The organism is uncultured Phascolarctobacterium sp. (assembly GCF_958349595.1).
Taxonomy (GTDB): domain Bacteria; phylum Bacillota; class Negativicutes; order Acidaminococcales; family Acidaminococcaceae; genus Phascolarctobacterium.
The window spans coordinates 1-20758 of the sequence record NZ_CATWDQ010000002.1 but is presented as its reverse complement, the minus strand read 5'-3'; the positions used below and the strand labels follow the sequence as shown (position 1 = coordinate 20758).

At 41.6% G+C, this 20758-nt stretch carries 21 protein-coding genes, 1 tRNA gene and 1 pseudogene; 4 read left to right on the top strand and 19 right to left on the bottom strand.

What is annotated here, in order from left to right:
* Nucleotides 1–31: 31 nt before the first annotated feature.
* Together Q4G98_RS01715 and Q4G98_RS01710 are read right to left on the bottom strand one after the other, a co-directional pair.
* Complete coding sequence (locus Q4G98_RS01715; RefSeq protein WP_298563311.1) at nt 32–1945, bottom strand: sensor domain-containing diguanylate cyclase; 1914 nt, start codon at nt 1943–1945, stop codon at nt 32–34.
* A gap of 241 nt (nt 1946–2186) precedes the next feature.
* Nucleotides 2187–3617, bottom strand: a complete 1431-nt coding sequence (locus Q4G98_RS01710) for an SLC13 family permease (RefSeq protein ID WP_298563314.1) — start codon at nt 3615–3617, stop codon at nt 2187–2189.
* A gap of 116 nt (nt 3618–3733) precedes the next feature.
* Here Q4G98_RS01710 and Q4G98_RS01705 point away from each other — a divergent pair, with 116 nt between their 5' ends.
* Nucleotides 3734–4618, top strand: a complete 885-nt coding sequence (locus tag Q4G98_RS01705) for a LysR family transcriptional regulator (protein WP_298563316.1) — start codon at nt 3734–3736, stop codon at nt 4616–4618.
* Between the two features lie 315 nt (nt 4619–4933).
* Here Q4G98_RS01705 and Q4G98_RS01700 read toward each other — a convergent pair whose 3' ends face one another.
* The 6 genes from Q4G98_RS01700 to Q4G98_RS01675 all read right to left on the bottom strand — a co-directional run bounded on the left by Q4G98_RS01700 (nt 4934) and on the right by Q4G98_RS01675 (nt 9943).
* A complete protein-coding gene (locus tag Q4G98_RS01700; RefSeq protein WP_177559419.1) occupies nt 4934–5122 on the bottom strand; it encodes a hypothetical protein in 189 nt (62 codons plus the stop codon).
* Between the two features lie 326 nt (nt 5123–5448).
* On the bottom strand, nt 5449–6840 hold the full coding sequence (locus Q4G98_RS01695) for a sensor domain-containing diguanylate cyclase (RefSeq protein ID WP_298562675.1): 1392 nt from the start codon (nt 6838–6840) through the stop codon (nt 5449–5451).
* A gap of 196 nt (nt 6841–7036) precedes the next feature.
* Entirely contained in the window at nt 7037–7696 is a 660-nt protein-coding gene (locus tag Q4G98_RS01690) for an energy-coupling factor transporter transmembrane component T (RefSeq protein WP_293548731.1), read from the bottom strand.
* On the bottom strand, nt 7696–8502 hold the full coding sequence (locus Q4G98_RS01685) for an energy-coupling factor ABC transporter ATP-binding protein (protein ID WP_177559413.1): 807 nt from the start codon (nt 8500–8502) through the stop codon (nt 7696–7698). The genes Q4G98_RS01690 and Q4G98_RS01685 overlap by 1 nt, the downstream gene beginning before the upstream one ends.
* Nucleotides 8502–9362 (bottom strand): energy-coupling factor ABC transporter ATP-binding protein, encoded by an 861-nt coding sequence (locus Q4G98_RS01680; protein WP_293662075.1) that lies wholly within the window; start codon nt 9360–9362, stop codon nt 8502–8504. Before Q4G98_RS01680 ends, Q4G98_RS01685 begins: the two co-directional genes overlap by 1 nt.
* On the bottom strand, nt 9362–9943 hold the full coding sequence (locus tag Q4G98_RS01675; RefSeq protein WP_298562669.1) for a tryptophan transporter: 582 nt from the start codon (nt 9941–9943) through the stop codon (nt 9362–9364). Before Q4G98_RS01675 ends, Q4G98_RS01680 begins: the two co-directional genes overlap by 1 nt.
* Nucleotides 9944–10383: 440 nt before the next feature.
* On the opposite strand from Q4G98_RS01675, the gene Q4G98_RS01670 reads away from it, so the two are divergent.
* A tRNA-Ala gene (locus Q4G98_RS01670) sits at nt 10384–10459 on the top strand.
* A gap of 96 nt (nt 10460–10555) precedes the next feature.
* Nucleotides 10556–10756, top strand: coding sequence for a hypothetical protein (locus tag Q4G98_RS01665; RefSeq protein WP_177559407.1), 201 nt, complete (start codon nt 10556–10558; stop codon nt 10754–10756).
* Between the two features lie 86 nt (nt 10757–10842).
* Here the strand turns inward: Q4G98_RS01665 and Q4G98_RS01660 are convergent, their stop codons facing one another.
* From Q4G98_RS01660 to Q4G98_RS01650, 3 genes are all read right to left on the bottom strand, one after another.
* Complete coding sequence (locus tag Q4G98_RS01660; RefSeq protein ID WP_298562667.1) at nt 10843–13908, bottom strand: reverse transcriptase domain-containing protein; 3066 nt, start codon at nt 13906–13908, stop codon at nt 10843–10845.
* 314 nt (nt 13909–14222) lie between these two features.
* A complete protein-coding gene (locus Q4G98_RS01655) occupies nt 14223–14531 on the bottom strand; it encodes a hypothetical protein (protein WP_298562665.1) in 309 nt (102 codons plus the stop codon).
* Nucleotides 14532–15014 (bottom strand): hypothetical protein, encoded by a 483-nt coding sequence (locus Q4G98_RS01650; protein ID WP_298562663.1) that lies wholly within the window; start codon nt 15012–15014, stop codon nt 14532–14534.
* Between the two features lie 638 nt (nt 15015–15652).
* Here Q4G98_RS01650 and Q4G98_RS01645 point away from each other — a divergent pair.
* A complete protein-coding gene (locus Q4G98_RS01645; protein ID WP_298562662.1) occupies nt 15653–16243 on the top strand; it encodes a hypothetical protein in 591 nt (196 codons plus the stop codon).
* Between the two features lie 25 nt (nt 16244–16268).
* Here the strand turns inward: Q4G98_RS01645 and Q4G98_RS01640 are convergent, their stop codons facing one another.
* The 8 genes and pseudogenes from Q4G98_RS01640 to Q4G98_RS01605 form a co-directional block, all read right to left on the bottom strand.
* Nucleotides 16269–17192 (bottom strand): hypothetical protein, encoded by a 924-nt coding sequence (locus tag Q4G98_RS01640; protein ID WP_298562660.1) that lies wholly within the window; start codon nt 17190–17192, stop codon nt 16269–16271.
* 239 nt (nt 17193–17431) lie between these two features.
* A complete protein-coding gene (locus Q4G98_RS01635; RefSeq protein WP_298562659.1) occupies nt 17432–17806 on the bottom strand; it encodes a hypothetical protein in 375 nt (124 codons plus the stop codon).
* Between the two features lie 371 nt (nt 17807–18177).
* Nucleotides 18178–18611, bottom strand: a pseudogene (gene tnpA / locus Q4G98_RS01630) (IS200/IS605 family transposase).
* 121 nt (nt 18612–18732) lie between these two features.
* Entirely contained in the window at nt 18733–19077 is a 345-nt protein-coding gene (locus tag Q4G98_RS01625; RefSeq protein ID WP_298562658.1) for a hypothetical protein, read from the bottom strand.
* Nucleotides 19071–19733: a hypothetical protein gene (locus Q4G98_RS01620; protein WP_298562656.1), complete on the bottom strand. Its 663-nt coding sequence runs from the start codon at nt 19731–19733 to the stop codon at nt 19071–19073. Before Q4G98_RS01620 ends, Q4G98_RS01625 begins: the two co-directional genes overlap by 7 nt.
* An 11-nt stretch (nt 19734–19744) precedes the next feature.
* The gene (locus tag Q4G98_RS01615; protein ID WP_298562654.1) at nt 19745–19969 is read right to left on the bottom strand and encodes a hypothetical protein; all 225 of its coding nucleotides are present in this window, start codon (nt 19967–19969) and stop codon (nt 19745–19747) included.
* Nucleotides 19966–20271, bottom strand: coding sequence for a hypothetical protein (locus Q4G98_RS01610; RefSeq protein ID WP_298562652.1), 306 nt, complete (start codon nt 20269–20271; stop codon nt 19966–19968). Before Q4G98_RS01610 ends, Q4G98_RS01615 begins: the two co-directional genes overlap by 4 nt.
* Before the next feature lie 237 nt (nt 20272–20508).
* Nucleotides 20509–20758: hypothetical protein (locus Q4G98_RS01605; protein ID WP_298562651.1), on the bottom strand; the 250-nt coding region annotated here is incomplete at its 5' end.

Genomic DNA, 20758 nt, shown 5'->3' with positions numbered 1-20758 from the left:
TTATGTGCAGGCTCTTAGCTTTACTTCCGCTTTATTCCTTTTCCTCATAAACAGTATAACCGTTCTTGCCTTTTGCTTTCGTCCGGTACAGCGCCTTGTCGGCTTTTTCATACAGCTCGGCAAAGCTTCTGCCATTCTGCGGCGCTAAAGCGATCCCGATACTGACGGACATCTTCCAGCAGCTGCCGCTGTCCTCGCAGATCGTATCCAGCTTCTGGCACAGCCGGGCCGCCTTGCGGCAGGCTCCCTCCTGATCCGTGATCGTGCCAAAAATGACAAATTCATCGCCGCCGATGCGGCCGATAATGTCGTCCTCACGACAGTATTTCTGCAGATAGTCCACAAATTTTCTGATACAGAAATCGCCAAAAATATGCCCATGCTGATCGTTGGCCTGCTTGAAATTATCCATATCGATGATAAAGAAGCTGTAATTGCCCTGCAGCTTACCGCACAAAATGCTGTCGATGATCCTTTCGGTAGCCTTTTTCGTATAGACGCCCGTCATTTCATCTGTCGAAGCCTTGCGCTGCGATTCCAGTTCCCTGCGTTTTTCGGCGTCGATATTTTTGCGGTAGGTAAACATATGCACCGAGTCGTCAAAGGCAGAATAGAAAATATACGCATCGATCCGCATCCAGAAATAATCGCGGCCGTTTTCCGTCATCATAAATTCATATTGCAAATAGTTATTGCCCTTGTCCAGCTGCCGCAGCACGTTCGCACGGGTAAATGTATTAACATAGCCGTCCCTGAACTCTTTTTTGATCTGCTTTTCGGCTACTACCAGCAGAAATTCCTCATACGGCAGGTTCTTTGCGCCCAGAGCTTCGAAATACAGCTCAGTCTTTTTACTGGCCGCTTTGTTTTTAGTAATGTTCAGCTCATAGATATTATCGTAGATCTGCTCCGTCGCTTCCTTAAACAGCTCCTGCCGTTCTTCCAGCAGCTGCGTCATCCGCACGTTAAACTTGCGGATCACCGAAGTGATAGTAAAAATGATCAGCAGGATCACCACTACGATCAAAAGTCCCGTCTGCAGCATCTTTTCATTCAGCTCGGCCAGCAGCGCGCCTGTGTCCTGCTTTACCAGCAGATACCACGACAGGTCGGGTATATAGCGTACGACCAGATAGCTTTTTTCGTTGCTTTGCACATCGCCCGGCATCCAAATGTCCCAATTGGTTTTGCCGTTTTTCCAGTTCAGTATCTCGCTGCGGATATTTTCGCTGTCATTGACCTCGAACCAGTCCACTGCCTGATGACCGTTATAGATGCTGGAAACCTCGATCGCGCCTTGTTCATTGATCAGATACGTTTCTACATCATATTCTTTCTCATATTCCTGCAGCAGGCCTTTGATATAATCGATATTCACGCCCACGCCGACGACGCCGATCACCTGCCCGGCAGCGTTCTTGATCTTGCAGTTGACAAACAGCGTGATCTTGTTGGCAGCGCCGGTCACCTCATCATTATCAATATTAAGGTTATATTCCTCGCCGCTGCTCAGAAAATCATAATACCAGACGTTTTCTGCTTCGCCCCGAACCAGATTGCGGTCCAGCCCATTGAAATTGTAGTAATTATTGGTAGCGGAAGCCACCAGGAATACCGCGTCATAAGCATATTTATTTTTATAGACCTCCAGATACTTCCTGAGTGTCTCCTGATAGCCGGCTTCCTGATAACGGCTGCCTTCCTCCTCCAGCAGCTTGATCAGCAGACTGTCGTGGGCCATCGTCTGCGAAATGTTCACCGGTTTGGTCAGCATCGTCGACAAGCGGTAGTAAATACCTTCCGACGCCAGCGCAGAAACCTGCTTGATCTTGACCAGCGACGCATTATAATTAGCGCGGTAGCTCAAAGTCGCGATCAGGGCAAAACCGATCAGCAAAATCACGCTGACGATCAGATTAGTTTTAAAGAGGATATTATTTTTCATTGCCGGCTGCCTTCTATTCTTAGTTATTATTGCTATAACAATAATAACTATATTAAACAATTATATTTTATTATATTCTAAAAGATTTTTACTGGCAATCTTTAAATTGCAATCTTAAATAAATACTTACCTGCAGCGAAGGCCTTTTTATGAACTGTAACAGACTCTGGCAATCGGAGAAAGTTTACCAAAAACAAAAAATCCTGCCGCCAGACAGCAGCAGGATCTTATCCCGATAACTTCAAACAGTAGAAAACAGGGGCCAGTACCTGATGAACAGATACCCGACGACCGTGATCAGCAGCACGCTGCACAGCGACAGCAGCAGCCCGTTTTTCAGCAGCTCGGCCGGGTCGAGTCCATAGCTGACAGGAATGGCCCTGATCGACACCGGCAGCACATAAGCGCTGTTGAAGGCCACGATCGCCACGAACAGATACGGGATCGGGTTCAGTCCCAGCGCCTGCGCGATGCTCTGCACCACCGGCACAGCAATAGCGGCCGCCGCCGTATTGCTGGAGATCTCGGTCAGTACCGTCGAAAACAGCGTAAAGGCAAACACTGTTTCCAAACCGCCCGTCAGCGGCAGCAGCGTGATCGCCTCCGCCATTTTCAGGGCCGCGCCGGTTTCCGTCACCAGACTGCCCAACGCCAGGCCGCCGGCAAACAAAAACAGCATGCCCCACATGACGCCCTTTTCTGCAAACTCCCAAGTCAGCAGAGCCTTACCGTCCTCGTCCTCAAAGGTGAAAGCCAACAGGCCCATGATCAGAAAGACATAGGCAGGCTTCAGCGCCGGCAGCCACCCGGCATACAACGGCCGCACAAAAGCCAGCAGCGTCGCCGCCACAAACAGCACCAGGCTGATTTTTTCGCCCAACCGCATCGTACCCAGCTGCGCGTACATTTCCTTAAAATATTCGCTGGTACCAGCCAGACGCTTGACAGGCACCGGTAAATGAAAGAGGAAAAACAGGTTCAGCAGCACGACCAGTACCAGCAGCGGCAGAAAGCGTACCACCCAGTCGATGTACATAAATTCCTGCCCCGTCAGCTTTTCCAGATAACTGATCGCCACCAGGTTCGCCGCCCCGCCCAAAGGCGAGCCGAAGCCGCCGATGCCCGCGCCCCAGACGATCGCCAGCAGGATCGGCACGGCGATCTTACTGCTTTTGATGTTTTCTTCGCCAATGAACTGCAGCATGGATACCGCCACCGGCACCAGGATCGTACAGACCACCACATTGGGCAGAAAGACAGACAGCACCGTCGCGACCAGCAGCCAGACAGCGATCTGCTGCCGCAGCGACGTACCGATACAGCACAGGGTCTTGATCGCCAGCCGCTTGTCGAGCCCCGTCGTCGCCCAGGTCAAGCATACCAGGTCGGCCCCGAACAGCAGCACGATGATCTCGGAAAAATACTGGCTGATAACGTGCTGCATCGGGATCAGGTCAAACAGGGCATTGACACCGATCGGCACGAACGCAGTCACTGAAATATTGACCGGACGCAAGATCCACCACAGCGCCATCCACACCGTCGTCCCCAGCGCCGCGGCTGCCTTAAAACCAAAGAACCATTCCAGCAGCAGGATCGTCAACCCGAAACTGACCGGCCCCAGCAATACCGCCACACTGTGCAGACGGCGCTTGCGTTTACTTCCGTACATAACTTCATCCCCTTCTTGCTCTTAAACTGTTTTTATTGTAGAATATGGATAAATAAAAGTAAAATACTATTTCTTTGTTAATATAATAATATTTTCTTATATTTTAGAGGTGACTTATGGATTTCGACTTTTACCGCAATTTTATCACCGTCGCCGAAACAGGCAACCTGACCACAGCCTCCAAAAAGCTGTCCCTGGCCCAGCCCGCCCTCAGCGCCCAGATCAAAACGCTGGAACACTATTACGGCGCCAAACTGATCCAGACGGCACGCGGCAAACGCCAGCTGACCCTGACCGAAGCCGGGGAAGCCTTCCTGAACAAAGCTCGCCAGATCTGCCGCACAGAAGAAACGCTGCTCCTTGATATGCAGAGCTTTACCAAAAAAGCGTCGGGCACCCTGCGCTTCAGCGTGTCACCCGCTAAAAGCACATTTTTTATCAACACCTACCTACGCCCCTTTGCAGCCGCCTATCCCGAAATCAGCTTCCAGTTCCGTGAAGAAGCCGTCAGCGCCCAGACCCGGCATATTGCGGAAAACAGCAGTGATCTTGCCTTTGCCAACGCGCCGCTGCCGTCGCCGCAGCTTTTTGCCGCTCACAAAACGCAGAAGGAATATTTTTATGCCGTCTACAGCCCGCAGGCTGACTACGGCCTTGACCCGCGTCAAACCCTGACGCCCCAGCAGCTGCAAAACATCCCTGTCTGCTGCAACTTCGGTTGCTACAGCCTGCTGCGCAAAGCCTGCCTCAAGCACGGCTTCACACCCAAGATCCGCTTCATCGCCACCACCAATACAGCGGCGCTGGCCTTTGTACAGGACGGCAGCGGCGTCGCCATCGTTTCTGCCGGCTGCCGGGACGATTTCCCGACCGGTTTGGTAAGTCAGCGGCTGGATGACGATGAACTGTATTTTGAGCAGACCCTGTTCTGGTCCAAAAAAGACCGGCTCAGCAACACCGCGCAGCTGTTTTTAGATTTTTATTTAAGGGTACAAAAGTAGAATTTGAAATTAGGTTTTTCTTTTTTGTTTATAGAGCTTTCTTGAAAGAAAGCTCCGCAATCTACAGAGGCTCATTATGCAATCGCCTCTTGCGCTGTCCGTTTTACCATTGCATTATTTGCAGCGTTAACACTTGCAACTAATGCGGTAAAAAGGCAAGAAATTTTCTCTTTAGACTTTCTTGAAAGAAAGTCAACAAAGAACTTTCAGCGCTGTTAAGATTTGGATTGCGCTTCACTCGCTGTACGCGCTCCGGGCAACTCGGCATCACAGGGAAAGATTAAAATGCTATGCTGCGCATAGCCTGCCGCTGCCTCAGACATACCCTGCGCCTGCTTGCAGCTGCGTTTCGCTCATCTGCCAAATCTTCCCAATGCGCTGTAAAACCACTGCATCGTACAAATTACTGCTGTAGTCAATAAACATTGATAACAACAGTCTGTCGATCACTGTACTGATGAAATCCATAGCTGAATAGTACGACACAGGGGTTTTAGCGCACATTGTGGTCAAGTCCGTCGTGTGCGATGCGAGCTGTAAGCGCTGGAGGGACTGTTTGAGGCATTGCCGCTTGGCAGGTACAGATTTTATCTGTTCGACAATGCCGAGTTGCCCGAAAGCCGGACAGCGAGCAAAGCTAAACAGGACTTGCCACAGTGCGCAGGCTTCTTTGCGCAGCTTGCTTCTGGAAGAAAGCTGCATGATCTTTCAAGAAAGTCGATAGCAATTTTTGCCGCTAAAAAAAAATGAACATTAAAAAAATCAAAAACTAAAAAAGAATAATTAAAGAAAACCACGCAGTGAGGAATTTATCCTCACTGCGTGGTTTTTTAATCTGCCAGCTCATAATCAAAGCAAATCCCTTTGCCGCCGGCTTTTTTGACCCTGTACATGGCCTGATCGGCTTTCAGCAGCAGCTCTTCCACCTTGCGCCCGTCCTCAGGATAACGCGCCACGCCGATACTGACGTTGCAAAAAACTGCGCCGCTTTTCAGCTGCCAGGGCTTGTTAAAGCGCCGATGGATAAAACCGGCCAGATTACGGATATGATCTTCCGTTTTATCGCCGTCGATGATCGCCACAAATTCGTCGCCGCCGTTTCTGTAAATAGACCCTTTCAGCATGGGGATACCTAAAAAGAACTGCCCCAGCTGCACCAAAAATTCATCACCGGCTTCATGACCAAAAGTATCGTTGATATTTTTAAAGCCGTCAATATCAAAAAACAGCAGATAACCCTTACCGCCGTCCTCAAGCTGTGCCAGCCGGCGTTCGCATTCCTGCACCAGCATCCTGCGGTTCGGCAGCTCGGTCAGCGCGTCGTAATTAGCCAGATACTCGATCAAAGCTTCGTTGTGCTTGTTTTCAGTGATATCGGCGCTGCTCACCACATGGGCCAGCCTGCCGTCCACCCAGCGGAAAGCACCGCTGAAAACCCTGAACCAGGAACCGTCAAAGGGCCGCTGATAATCCCAGGAATAAATTTTTGTCGGCAGACCGTGCTCATCGATCAGTTTTTCCTGCGGGCAGAAGGAACAAGGGCCGTTTTGCCCCGGATACAGCACCTCCCAGCACTTACGTCCCAAAAACTGCTCAATGCCTCCGTAAGGGGCGGCCATAGACTTATTGGCATATAAAATATCATGCGTGTAAAAATCATTGACATAAATATCGATACCAGTATTATCCAAAATACTTTCCATGGACTTGTTGGCAAAAGCCAACCTGTTGCCATAGACCCGCACGCCGATATAACGGCTGAAAATAGGCAGCGCTGTCGTTAAAAGGCATCGCTCGGCAGCGGTCAGAGGCCGCACGGTCTGCCGCACAAAGACCAGCAGCCCATAGATCTGCAGGTTTTCATCTACTACCGAGCCTACTACCAGCGACCGGGCAGCAAACAGCTGCAGCAGCGCCTCCTCAGCGGCAGTATTGCTCTGTCCCTGCTCCAGCAGGACAAAGATTTCCTGCGCCAGATAGCTGCGGTATGCAGCGTCGATCTCGTCAATGTGAAGATTTGGCCGCAGAACCAGCTGCCCGCGCAGATACCTCTCTTTTAAATGCAGATGATTATACTGATCCAGCTCATAGATCAGCCCGCCGTCAAAAGCAAAAGCGTCACAGATCAACGCCAGGGCCCTGTCAATAACATCCGTCTCCACTTGCTTGGCACCCAGTAACTCAGCTAAAGCTAAAATAAGTTTTGCGCCTGTTTCTTCCACCGCTGACACCTTCTATTTATGATATTTTCCCGACCGCCTGATTCTTAGTCCCATTCTATCACATTTATTTTTTTCATCAACTATAACTTAGTTTCTTTATCGGCGCCAACTTTATAAAGCGGTTAAAAGATAAAACAGCAGCGGCCTTTTCAGGCAGCTGCTGTTTTCAGCATGATCTTAATTTGTCAGCCCAACCTTATTTCCAGAACGGATAGGTGCTCAGGACCACCACCAGCCCCAGCACGATAAAATCGGCTGCGCCCAGCGGCTCGCGGGGCATATTTTTATAAGTATTGTTACCGAAGCCCTTCAGCTCCATACTCAGCGCCAGCGTTTCAGACTTGGCCACCGCCCGCATGACCAGCGGCCTGATGACCACCACATACGAAAGCAGACGTTTGACACAGTTGCCCCGGTTGGAATAACCGCGGCAGGACTGGGCGTCCAGCGTGATCTCGCTGTCAGCCAGAAAATTCGGCACAAAGCGCAGCGCCGTCGTCAGCATAAAAGCATATTCACAGGGCAGGTGGAAACGGTCCACCAGCGTCTTGGCGATATCCTGAATCCGTGTCGCCGCCAGCATGCACAAAAACGCCATCGTCATCACCAGCATCCGCAGGCCGCCCGTCAGCGCCACCTCCAAAGGTGAACCGAACAGCAGCTGGAATAAGATCATCAGCCCGGTGAATACCGCCAGGCCGCCGATCGCCGCCATCGTCATCCGGTCACGCTTGATCGACAGCAAAAGTGCCAGCTCCAAAACGAGGATCGTCGCCACCGCCTTGACCGGCAGGATAAAGACCCACGCCGTCACCGCCACAGTGACGATGATCTGGGTAAATGCACTGATCCGCATCAATCCTCAGCTCCTTTCCGCACCAAACGGCTGCAAAATTCCTCGGGGGTCGCCGCCGTAAAGCCCAGACTGCCCGCTAAAGCAGCCGCCGTCGGCCGGCGCAGGCCCCATTCCTCCACGTTATGCGCGCCGCCAAACAGCTCTGTCGGCGTACCGTCGTACACCAGATAGCCGTCCTTCAAAACAATGGCCCGCTTCGCATAACGGCGCACCACGTCCATATCATGCGAGATCAGCACGATCGTGATGCCCTTTTCTTCGTTCAGCGACTGCAAATACTGCATCATCCGCTCTTTTTCGATAGCATCCTGACCATTGGTGATCTCGTCCAAAATCAAAGTCCGCGGGTTCAGCGCCAGCGCCGATGCTACGCCCAAACGCCGCTTCTGCCCGAAAGACAATAACCGCGGATAAGCGCCCGCCAGCTCTGACAGCCCTGTAGCCGCCAAAGCGGCCTCCACCTGCTTTTTGATCGTCTCCGCCGTCAGCTTTTTCGCCTTCGGTCCGTACGCCACTTCATCAAAAACCGTATCCTCCAAGATCTGCAGGTCCGGGTTCTGGAACACATAACCGATCTTATCCGCCAGGTCGGCCGGTTCATAATTGACGATGTCCTCGCCGTCCACCAGCACCTGCCCGCTGCGGGGATGCAGAAGCGCCATGAACAGACGGCTCAAAGTAGTCTTGCCGCTGCCGTTGTGGCCCAAAAGCGCCACAAACTCGCCGTCACCGATCGTGCAGTCGATATCGTTCAGTACCGGCAGACCCCTGCGGTAAGCAAAATTGACCTCTTTAGCCTCCAGCATCAGGCGTTCCCCCCTTCAAAACCAAGCAGCTGCAGCTCCGCAGCCGCCTCAGCCTCAGTCCGCCACTCGCCCAGACTGATACCGAAACGCTGCTCCACACCCAGCTTCACCTGCCATAACGCAGGCACCAGCGGGCGCAGCTCCTCGTCCTCATACATCGTCCGCGCCGCCGCGGCAAAAGTATCAGCCGTCACCAGCTGACCCTCCTTCAACACTACCAGATCCGTCACATACGGCAGCAGATAATCCACCCGGTGCTCTACCACCACGATCGTCGTACCGTAGCGCTTGTGGATCGTGTATAACAGCTCGTACAGCGCGTTGGCCCCGTCCGGGTCCATAGCCGACACCGGCTCGTCCAGCACAATGATCTCAGGACGCACCGCCAAAGTCGCCGCCAGCAGCAAACGCTGCCGCTGACCGCCCGACAGCTCGTCCAGCTGATAACTCTCACGCCCCGGCAGGCCTACGTCCTCCAAAGCCTTACGGGTACGCTCCGCCACTTCCTCCGGCGCAAAACCGTGGTTCAGCAGGCTGAAAGCCACTTCCTCACCCGCTGTCAGCGAAACCAGCTGGCTTTCGTAATCCTCCAGCATCAGGCCCACACGCATCGCGATGTCCGACACCCGGCGCCCCTTAGTCGATTCGCCCAGCACCTGCACATCGCCGCTGTAGCGGCCGCCCATATAAAAAGGCACGATGCCCGTCATCGCCTTGCACAAGGTCGTTTTGCCCGCTCCGCTGGGCCCGGCCACTACCGTGAACGAACCCTTTTTGATCTCCAGATCGATGTCCTGCAGCACCAGGTCCGATTTATTATAAGCAAAATAAAAATTTTCCAGCTTGATAACGCTCTCCATCAGTCATCGTCCTCCTGCACAAAAAACAGCTTCCGCACCGGCCCGAACAGCAAAAAGGTGATCACGCCGTTCAGCGCGCCGATGATCGCCACCACGGGCAGCATAGCATACAGCCAGACGTGCAGCGGCAGGCCCAGAACGATCTTTAAAATGAAGGTAAACACACCGCCGCTGGCCATAGTTGCCAAAAAGCCCGTTACCAGCGGGCGCAGCTTCCATTTGCCCAAGCCGCAGCGCAGCATGGCTTTTACCAGAATGCAGCAGGTGATCGCCCCCGAAAGCTCGCTGGCGATATTGCCCAGTGGAAAAGCCGACTTCGACGACGGCACCAGCGTCACACCCGCAATAAAACCGATACCCACCGCCTGTGACAGCGTCGGGTTCGTCAGATTGATAACGATAGAATACATAGCGATCGTCCAGTTCGGCGTCACACCGCCCACATTGGGGCTGACCGTATGCAGGATAATACCGATAGCAAACAGCATCGCCGTGATCGCTACCCAGCGGTAACCGTCCTGCATCGGTTTAACTTCGATCAGGTCTACCAACGGCAGCCTGGTATTTTTTTCTTTCTCCATAATATAAGCCTCCTTCAGCCTGGGCAAATAAAAAAGCCCTTCATCCCCATGTAGGGACGAAAGACACAACTTTCGCGGTACCACCCTGCTTGACCGATTAAGGTCCGCTCGCTAAGATACGGGCCGCAGCCGATATCCCCTTCATTGGTAACGGGCGAAGCCTCCCGACGGCGTCTACCCCCTTGCGGGCTCAAGCCGTATCTTAAAGGTCCATTCACTCTGCCGCCAAACGCCGGACTTGCACTGTCACCGGCTCGCTGAGGTCCGCTTGGCAAAGCTACTAATCCTCATCATCGATCAAATACTTATGAAATTACTTTAAAGTGTAGCACCAGCGGCAAAAGTTGTCAATAAGCGCGTGTGTATACATGAAGGAAAGCCCCAAAGCTAAAAATATACTTGAAATTTTACGCCGACAGGAGTAAGATAAATAACATAGTGGGGACGTAGCTCAGCTGGGAGAGCGTACGGTTCGCATCCGTAAGGTCGAGAGTTCGATCCTCTTCGTCTCCACCAAGTTTTGAAATACTATCCATGCAGACTTTATTCTGTAGATGGATTTTTTACAAATAGTATTATTGTACAAATATTTTTAGTAATAGAGCGATTATTATGAAATTACCATTAGAATTAGAAATTGGCAAAACATATAATATTGCTTTTACTAGAGGCCGTTACGAAATTGATTACGCGAACCATGTTACTTGTATAAAAATCACAAAAAAGAAGTACCGCTTAGAACGAAAGGACGGCACAGAATTTTTAATTGATAATGATGGAATTTTAGAAGCAAAAGAAATACAAATTAAGTAGAATCTATACTACTATTATCAAAAAAGACATCTAGTTTAAGAAAGCCGCTGAAAATTCAGCGGCTTTTGTGTTAGAACTTGAAAGAACTATTTCCATAAATAATCCTTTAAAGTTCTTTCCATTTTCATTTTTAAAATTTCTTTATCAAATTGAGGTGGAGTTGGCTTAAATATATTATCGTCTTTTTGCAATTCATATTCCTTAATTTGAAAATTTCTCATAACATCTATATCTATATCTTCTACTAATATTGAACGATTTTTCCCTCCTTTTGTTCTTATTATATTCAATATCTCAGTTTTCGAAGGTTGCACAATTCTACTATCCCCATAATCAGATGAATTAACTTGAATGCAATAACAATGTAAGTCTCTACAAAAAGATTCCATTATACTACTATAATAATTTATATCCCGATTCCATTCAACTACGATACATAAATCAGCATAAGATTGGAATAATGACCTGGCTTTAATTGATGATAATTCAAAACAACAATATAATGAAAACCATATATCCCCCCATTTAAATAAGCAATAAACATTTCCTTCCATTGGCCTATAATTATAACCCTTAATTAATCTTAATTCATTTGGAGAAAAATGAACTTTTTGATGATATGTAACATGAGCATACTTATATTCTTCTTGCCTATAAGGAAGTATCACTGCAGTAAGATTATAAACAACACCTCTATTAATATTGCTATTATTTAAAGAAACTACATGCTCAATTCCAGTAATTATCGACATTTGATTTCGAGCACAAAATCTTGTAAGTATCGGGAGCCACTCAAATGGCAAATAATTCTCTGGTAATACTAGTAATTCTGCCCCCTCTTTTATAGCATCACTCAACAATTTTGAGACTTCTTTATATCTATCATATGTACGATTAGGTTTATTACAAAGTGCCGATATTACATCTGATTCTTTCAAAATGGCATTTCCAATAGCTGCTCTTAATTTACTTCTTTTGGTACTATTTACAAAAATTCCAAAAATGTCTTCTCTTTCATTTTTTATCTTCTCTATTTTCTTAACTTCAATTTCATTAGTCATAATAGGTCTATCTAAATCTTTTGGGTGCAAATAATTTAAATAAAAATATAAATCATTTGTTTTTTTCAATAATTCATCATGTTTGTCTATATTATTATTTTTAGCAATTTTTTTACAAATTAAAGAAAAAGATATTTCTTGTGGAGCCACTATATATGGGTAATAAATATAATTATTCAAAATATTAGTTTCTGATAAAATTCCCCAAAAATTTGACTCTTTAATATTTTTCATCATACTATCAAGCTTATATAAATAAAAATTATCATTCCTAGAATCACAAAATGCTTCTTCTTTGATACAATCGACTGGTAACGGCGTAGTATATTTATTTACCATTCTAGTTAAGCAATAAGATTTTCTTAAACATGTAATTTCTTTCGCTGTATAATTTATTATTTTATTAAGCTCAAGATCAGTCAATAACTCTTTAATATGAGTTCCCCAACAAAGAGCCAGGGCTCTACTTAAAGAAGAATATAGAATTGTATATAATCCCTTTCTATATTCATTTAATTTTATATTTTCATCTTTTAATTTTACATTGCCAATGGCTTCTGAAATTTTCTTCACCAAATTTTTAATATCTTTGACTCTATTATTCACAACCAATATCTCGAACAGTTTTTCCCAAGATGCATAATTTTCTATTAACATTCTTTTATCAAAAATATTTAACAAATCTTTGTCAAATTTGCTTTCTTTTTTGTCTTCTATTACTGCACCAACACGTAGATATTTACCTAAAAATTTTGATAGTTCAAATTTGTTTAAAGTTATTTCATTTACGTCCCTTAATTTATTTATACTTCCACTATTATTTAAATCAAAAATTTCACTATAGTCATTACCAATCAAACCTGACTCTATATCAGGTAAAAATCTAAATTCACTAACATTATGTGCAATTTGTGTTTGAAAGCATGTCAATAAAGCTTCTGTTGCACCTTGCTTAAAATAAAATACTTTTACCTTATCATTTTGAACAGAAATATGTGACTTTGTATTGTTTAAAAACTTCCCATTGACAGAATACACATTTTTTTCATCTTTACAGATAAAAAGTTCATTATCATTTGGACAAATTTTATCTCTACTTTTCGTTGCATTACATCCGCAAAAATAATATTTTATTATATCTGTTTTAGATAGTTGTTCTTTCAATAAGGAGCTATTTTTTTCTACTTTATCAACAATAATAATATCATCAACATAACGTCCATAATAAACAGGATTCCACCGATCTATTATCTGCCTATCGAATTGATTTAATCTCCAGTTAGACAATATATTTGATGGTAAAAATCCTATTGGTAATATAGATGCCTCTGCTCCATCTACTACATACATATCTGTAATTTTGTTCACTAACTTCGAATATTGTTTTATAACTTTAAATACGAATAAATTTACCCTTCTTTTCCATTCTTCATCACCATCATAAAAAGCATCAAATTCTTCACTTGTAATTTCTATATTATAAAAAAAACTTTTAAAATCCAAAGTCAGTATTAATGCATCTTGCTTTTCAATCAAACAATTTTTAGCTAATTTCAGACCTTTATCTCGCCAATCTTCATATTGTGAAAAATACGGTTGAAATAAAGACGGAGAAAAAGTTATATTATTTTCTTCATTCATTAGTTCATTATTTACTAAAGTTCTTCTTAATCTATTACCATATGAATATTCATACATATCATCATCTAAGAAGCGACCAATGAATAAAATCCACAATACCCCCAATATATGGCCGGTAACATCAAGATCTATAAAAAATTGCGGCTTATCAATAACTATATCATTTTCATTAGTATTAAAAATTACTTCTGGCAAATCTTCTTTAGATAGTTTCTTTGGCAATAATAATACATCTATAGATTTTAAAATTTTTTCTTGGTACTTATTCCATACTTTATCATTTCCCAATAAAGCATCATTCATTTCTTTTATATTTTTTTCAAAATCATTTAATTCGAAATCGACAATTTTATTTCTCAAAGGAAGCTGCGTTTTATCAAAATATATATTAGCTTTCAATTTTTTATATGCTATTTGTATTTCTTTCATTAGTTTTTTATTATCACACATAAGCTATTCTTCCTTCCAAATACTTTTATGATTATATTATATCATTTGTATTTTATATTTTACAATCTAATAATTTTCTCCTATAATATTATATAATTTTTCAACAATATAATAAAAGAACATTTTATTTTACTTTTTCAGTATTAATATAAAATATCTTGAATTTTTGCCACAATAGGAATAAGATAAATAATATAGAAGGGACATAGCTTAGCTGGGAGAGCGTACGGTTCGCATCCGTAATTCTATCCTCTTCGTCTCCAGCAAAATATTGGAAAAATAGAAAAGCCGCTGAATATTCAGCGGCTTTGATGTTAGGAATAAAATTTTATAAACTGTATTAAAGCTTCACTTGCAACATTTGCAAAGAATGGCATTGAAAACTCTTTTATATATGTTTTTACGGTTGAATTTATTATTTTATCATCCTCTGTATATAAAGCATTTTCCAGTTTTTCTATCGCCAAAAATACATCTCCGTTTGGATTTAATTCTTTTTTTAAAATAGCTAATTCTTTCAACAAATTACTTTTATTCCATTTAGGCTCACATCTATTAATTATTTTTATAACACTAGAATTATCATTTAAACTAACATTTTCCATATTAAAAATATTTTTCATTTACTCAACATCCATGTTTTTAACTAAACTGGAATTATCATTAAAAGTACTATTTTTTATATTGAATATATATTCTGCTTTCTTTTCAGATGTTACTAGAATTTCACTCAATACTGAAATAACTTTATCTAAAAATTTTTTATCATGGAATATAAATATAAATATATGTCCTGAATTTAATACTATGTTTAAATTTTTAGAATTTTTAGCTTGCTTTGAACCTTTACGCCAAAAATAAATCCAAGCTATTCCTATTATTAAAGATACAAGTCCAGCAATAAGGTTTGTTTTAGTGATGAACAATCCCAAAAGCACAAATAATACACTATACATAGGAAACTTATTTGCCTCAACATCTGTTGTAGTTAACATAGAAATATTACTTATTTGAATAATGCTATTGTCCCAGCTAATAAGATTACCTTTTACTTTCAAAACATCTGTTTCAACTATTTTTGATTCACTTTCTTTTTGAATATCCAAAATATCACTTCCCGAAACATTTTATATCTATATTATTGTATTATATTCCTTAAATTTTATCAACATCAAACTCAAAGATTTTTATAATTAAAACTTTAATAATTTTGATTTTCTATATATTCAATTTCAACGTAGTCTCCATCACTATTCTGCTACCTAATGGCAACAAATGTTTTGGTATTAGGTAATGGATCACCAGCTTTTCTTATGACAATAACTCTTTTATTGCAATCCACTTTCAAGTGTTCTTACCAATCTTATTCCAATAATAATTAAATCCCAGATTAAATATTCATAACGCAATGGTAAAATATAAAGTAGAATATTTATGTACCATCTTTTTCTTTTGGAAATCCGAAAGTATCACGAATGTGCTGTAGAAACAAGAAAAATGGGGCAGTTCTAAATGGAGATAGCAATTACAAAGTAAGTATTACTAAACAAAAATAAAACCAAATTATTATTTAGTTTGCCGTATGATGAACAAAAACACAATACTTGTTAGATAATTTTATTAAAGAAATAATAACGAAATCAAAAGATATACAGACAAAAAGCATATGATAATTTTATAAAATTATGCAACCTCATTATATAATAATCAAAGAATACACTCTACAATCTTTAGGAGTAAACTTATGAAAATAAAAATCACTAAAATGCACTCTGCTATACTTCAATTGAAAGAGGCAATAGAACTATTTTTTGAGGAACGTGATCCTGTTTCTATACATACTTTATCGAGTGCAGCATTGCAAATAATAAATGATCATATTAAAACATTAGACTATAATACTGCAATACATCCAAATTCACCTTATATAAGAGAAGAACATAGAAAAGATTGGATCGCAGCAATGAACGGTCCAAAAAACTTTTTTAAACATGCTGACAGAGATATTAAGAATGGAATTAATGAGATAGATTTTGAAACAAGTGTAAACGATTATATAATTTACGGCGCAATAAACAATCTAAAGAATATAGATACTAATTTATATCAAAACAATATAATTTTTTTAGTATTTGAAACATGGTTTATATATAATCATTCTAAATTCTTTAATAAAGATCTGATTGCTTCTCCAATTACAAATTTTGAAAATATAGAAATAGAGATTGCTATGGACAATAAAAAAAGCTTTTTAGAACTTCTAAAGATAATAAAAGACTATAATATTAATAATATTGAACAAATTCAAAATTTTGTCGTTAAAAAGAGCCGCTGAATATTCAGCGGCGTCTTCAATAATTTCATTTTTTATTCTCTTTAACTAGTTTGTCTAAATATTCATCAGACTTCTGCAGTCCGGATTTACGTTCCAGCAACCTCCTATGTTCTTCTAATAACTCTGGATGTTTCATTGTTTTATGATAATCAGTCTCTTTTACGCTAATATTTTTATTTTTAATCCATTTCCGTAATTCACATTTAGTTGGCGTTACCTCTTTGCCTTCATCGTCATATGATATATTATCCTTTTGCATTTTACTAAGTATCACACTTCGCAAATATTGATCTGCATTAACATAATAACAATTTCTTACAATTTCTTTTGGCACAAGAAAAACAGGTTTTTTATTTTTACCAATCAAAATTTGCTCTCCTTCAAAAAACGCCCACCTTTTTTCTACATGATCCCAATAATAATATTTATCTTTTGTTATATAAGTCTGAATATTATATTTATGTGCAATCTCTAAAGTAAATTCATGTAATAATTTACTTAAAATATTTGTTAAAACATCAGACATAGAATCTTCCGCAAATTTTTCTACAAAAATTGGAATTTCTCTAGCCTTATTTATTGAGACTCCATTATCAAAAAGACGTTCAAGGCCCATTAAACTTTGTAACATACCTTCAGGGGTTTTACCCTTACCATTTAATCCTTTAGGACTATATCCCAAACGAGTTTCATTTTTTTCATGACAGTGACTCATCATATACAGCTTGCATCGATGATCATGCTTTTTATAAGCATCAAATAAATTGTTAAAATAACTTTCCATGATCAGTTTAGCAGATACAGCCCATTTGCTGTCTCCTTTTTCAATTAACGTTGGATCAATAAAAAGCTTTAAATCCTTTGATGGTATAATGTTAACAAATTCAATCTCACTATGGGACTTTTTATTAATTCTTACAATTTCACAAAAACTTTGATTTTTTTTCATATGGATTTCCCCTTTTAATATTTTATATTCAAGATAAATATAAAATAGAAAAGAGCCACTCGAAATAAATTCACCATCTTTCCAGGTTTAAATTGTAATTCTATAACAATAATGATATAATGTAATTAGGTTTAGGTATGTATCATATTGTTATAAAAATGTGTTACTACCCTACTTAAGGAGTGCTAAAATATAGTTGCCGCTATATTTTGGTGCTCTTTTTATTTTATATAACCAAGCTATATTTCTTCAACATTATTTAGATCGAAAATCATAACTTCTTCATCTGCATAATATACACCATTGACTTTATACGCATCTTGTTTTATATTCCAACTCATCATATTATAAATTTTATTAAGCAGTTCTTTATTGCCCCATCTTACACTTATTATTTCATTTTTTTTAGGTTTGAAAAACGGTGTCGCATTCTCGTCATATCCGTCCGTTTTTTTTATCGCAATTTGTTTTTCTTTTTCGTTGATATAAAGAACTACATGATCAGGTTTACCCATTCTTACAACAGCAGTCTTGTTGAATGTTATTCCATTTGATGTAAAAGAAACTGCCGGCATCCCAATAGTTATATTATACGGTTGAAAATTTTCAAGCATCTCCCTCATCCTTTCTTCGTTAACGTTTTATTGCTTTAATTATGCACCAGTCATCATGCATTTACAACAGGTTCTTGTCGTTTTTTCGTATCGTTTTTGTCTTTTTTGTGTCTTTTTGTATCATTTTATCGCAAGTCGCATCCATGAATCCCATGCTGTTTAAGCAACACAGACGGTCTATTCTCCCGTCGTCTAGCATTCATTTGTATTTTACATATCACTTTACTGGACGCTTTCAATTACAATCTGTCGTAGCCGATGTTTTTTATCAATCGCCACAAAGTAGTTCATCTAATCTGTCACTTGTTAAAAACTATTGCTTACCACCGACAAACTAGCCTTAGCACCTCAACACTGATTGTTGATACAACTCATTTTTGAGTTGTATTTATGTGCTCCGCTATCGGTTTTGTATTTTTCGGCTGTGTCTACATAATATCCTCTGCGCCAAAGCCTCTCCCACTGTATTTGTATTTTTAAATTCCCTGTTTTTCATATATCATTAGACTTCTTTTTCCTTTTAGAAATCCTACAAGCCATGATATTACCATCTTCGGCGGTATTTCCTTCAGCATATGTATATGATCTGCTACACTTTTACTTCTAATATCATCACTCCTTTCTATTTACATAGTTCTCTCAATATTCTTCCTATTTTGGTTTTCTTTTCTCCATAAAATACTTTCCTTCTGTACTTTGACACAAATACTATATGATATTTACAGTTCCATTTTGTATATGATAAACTATGTATTCCTTTCACGACAAAGCCCTCCTTTGCATTTTTGCGATCAGCAAACCGCATTAATATTTTAACAAAGGAGGACTTTTTATATTACTTTATGTAACGCTTAAGCTTAATTTTTGTTTTATTTTACTGTATTTCCCTATTTTTCTACTGTCTTCACAATTTTCCTCTCCACCCCTCAACGCCGCGTCAGGTGCTCGATCAGCTGATGCAGGCGTTTTTTATTTGCTTCGTGGTCGACAGGCGGCAAAATGGATGCAGGCAAGTCAGCCGCTACCTGACGGTGTCTTAGCCGCAGTTCTTCTTTTACCGCTTCGTCCATATCATAAAAACGCGGAAACCTTTGTCCTGACGCCAACTTCCGGCTGCAAACGGCAAAAACCTCGTTATCCACGTTCCCATAACGTTGCACCCAAGCATCTAAAAGCCGGCGTTTCTCATTTTCGCCATAGGCAGGTACTACCAAGCCCGCTGCTTTAAACAAAGCCAGCGCCCTGCCAACCATTTTATAAGGATTCAACATAATGTCGGCGAACCTTTCCCAGGTACAAACTTTTGCAGCCTTTCTACCGCCCGTAGTCTGATCCTTCTAATAGCGCACTCTTTCGTATGCAGTAATTCAGCAATATCACTGCTATTGTTATTCTCCAACCCTGCAAGTATCACTACTCTTTGCTTACGCGTAAGCACCCCCATCAGTTCGCGCACAGTAAATTTCTGGATAGCTTTTTTATCAGCATTCCAAAATTTTTTATAATCAGCTACATCCAGTGCTATTTCTGCCGCCGATGGATGTACATTATCGCCATCATCATACGAAAGTTCTTTGTAATCATGCTTTTTCACTCGACGTATCTCGCTCCAGACCGCTGTTTTCAAGCAGTTTTTGATATGATTACCAAAAGCATCAGCTTCCTCAGGGTCCCAAGCAGCTATTTCTTTCAGTAATAATTCGCACAGATTCTGTACAGCATCTCCCTGGTTTAGCTGCAAGTAATAACCGTTATAGGCCAGCGTATTATAGATAAGTCCCTTAAAATTAGTCAATATTTGCAGCTTGGCCTGCTTATCCTCCTGTTGGGCCAGTACCAGCAGTTTTTTTATCATACAATCTTCGTAACCTGTCCTGCCGTCACCAAAAAATGTTTCTATATCATTCTTTAACTCGTGTATCTCCAAATCGACACTCCTCAGTCTTTTATAGCTATATTTTCTTTCTCACAACATACATCCTGCAAAAATACCGCTGCCGTCATAGTCTCCGCACACTCACAGCACATAGCCCCAGAGACCGTATCCCAATACTTGTCGCCTACACAGATCACTTCGCTGCAAGCACAGCAATAGTCCACTTTCTCAGCATCGACATCAGGCACTGCCAGCCAGTCATTTTCCAGCTTTGCAAAACAGCTCATTTGTAAGCAAACTTTTTCAACTGCTTCGCCAGCGCCTTACGCGTCAGCTCGCTGCAATCTAAATGCGCCGCCCTTGCCGCACGCCGCAAAGCATATGGTACAGTTACCCGCAACACAACATCCTCATCATCGGTATACACACGACGTTGACGGTTGGGCTTCCTCACACTTGCACAGCTACATTCACAGGCTTCCTCCTGCATCAGCGGACATTTCAACAATAAATACAGTAAGCGACTTTGCAGCCTCAGTCCCATTGTTTTCTCCATTTTTTCTGTTGATGTTGTCAAATCTTGCATCATGATCATCCTTTCACCGTTATATTTTAGGTAACAGTATCCAGTACTTACAAAGTTAGTATTGAGTTACTTTCTTATTAGCATTTCTTTGTTTTACTTAAAGATAAAATCAGAAAGCAGTAAAAACCTAAAAGACTTTAAAAGAAACTGCTCTCAAACTTTAGTACTAAATACTGTCACTATATATAGGGCAGCAAAAAGCAAAAAACGTTACATTTATTTTTGCCGTTTTGAGAAAATTCACATACAGTTCACAAATATCATTAAAATGCTATAAGCAGCCTCTAAAGATAGTATTAAAAAAATTTTTACAAAAAATGTAACGAAAATCTGGTTTTCCTGCCCTATATATAGTGCAAGGGTAAAACGCCCGGCAAACCAAACCAGCCTCGAAAGGAGCATCATCATGCAATTACAAACATCATCAACGCCGCTGCTGACTGCGGCAGCACTCGCCGAGCTTATCGCCCTGGGACGCAACCGCATCTCA

Bases quoted from the DNA above. Each gene is read 5' to 3' on its own strand.
- Q4G98_RS01715 (WP_298563311.1), bottom strand. From the start codon at position 1,945: ATGAAAAATAATATCCTCTTTAAAACTAATCTGATCGTCAGCGTGATT.
- Q4G98_RS01710 (WP_298563314.1), bottom strand. From the start codon at position 3,617: ATGTACGGAAGTAAACGCAAGCGCCGTCTGCACAGTGTGGCGGTATTG.
- Q4G98_RS01705 (WP_298563316.1), top strand. From the start codon at position 3,734: ATGGATTTCGACTTTTACCGCAATTTTATCACCGTCGCCGAAACAGGC.
- Q4G98_RS01700 (WP_177559419.1), bottom strand. From the start codon at position 5,122: ATGTGCGCTAAAACCCCTGTGTCGTACTATTCAGCTATGGATTTCATC.
- Q4G98_RS01690 (WP_293548731.1), bottom strand. From the start codon at position 7,696: ATGCGGATCAGTGCATTTACCCAGATCATCGTCACTGTGGCGGTGACG.
- Q4G98_RS01685 (WP_177559413.1), bottom strand. From the start codon at position 8,502: ATGCTGGAGGCTAAAGAGGTCAATTTTGCTTACCGCAGGGGTCTGCCG.
- Q4G98_RS01680 (WP_293662075.1), bottom strand. From the start codon at position 9,362: ATGGAGAGCGTTATCAAGCTGGAAAATTTTTATTTTGCTTATAATAAA.
- Q4G98_RS01675 (WP_298562669.1), bottom strand. From the start codon at position 9,943: ATGGAGAAAGAAAAAAATACCAGGCTGCCGTTGGTAGACCTGATCGAA.
- Q4G98_RS01665 (WP_177559407.1), top strand. From the start codon at position 10,556: ATGAAATTACCATTAGAATTAGAAATTGGCAAAACATATAATATTGCT.
- Q4G98_RS01660 (WP_298562667.1), bottom strand. From the start codon at position 13,908: ATGTGTGATAATAAAAAACTAATGAAAGAAATACAAATAGCATATAAA.
- Q4G98_RS01655 (WP_298562665.1), bottom strand. From the start codon at position 14,531: ATGAAAAATATTTTTAATATGGAAAATGTTAGTTTAAATGATAATTCT.
- Q4G98_RS01645 (WP_298562662.1), top strand. From the start codon at position 15,653: ATGAAAATAAAAATCACTAAAATGCACTCTGCTATACTTCAATTGAAA.
- Q4G98_RS01640 (WP_298562660.1), bottom strand. From the start codon at position 17,192: ATGAAAAAAAATCAAAGTTTTTGTGAAATTGTAAGAATTAATAAAAAG.
- Q4G98_RS01635 (WP_298562659.1), bottom strand. From the start codon at position 17,806: ATGCTTGAAAATTTTCAACCGTATAATATAACTATTGGGATGCCGGCA.
- Q4G98_RS01625 (WP_298562658.1), bottom strand. From the start codon at position 19,077: ATGTTGAATCCTTATAAAATGGTTGGCAGGGCGCTGGCTTTGTTTAAA.
- Q4G98_RS01615 (WP_298562654.1), bottom strand. From the start codon at position 19,969: ATGAGCTGTTTTGCAAAGCTGGAAAATGACTGGCTGGCAGTGCCTGAT.
- Q4G98_RS01610 (WP_298562652.1), bottom strand. From the start codon at position 20,271: ATGATGCAAGATTTGACAACATCAACAGAAAAAATGGAGAAAACAATG.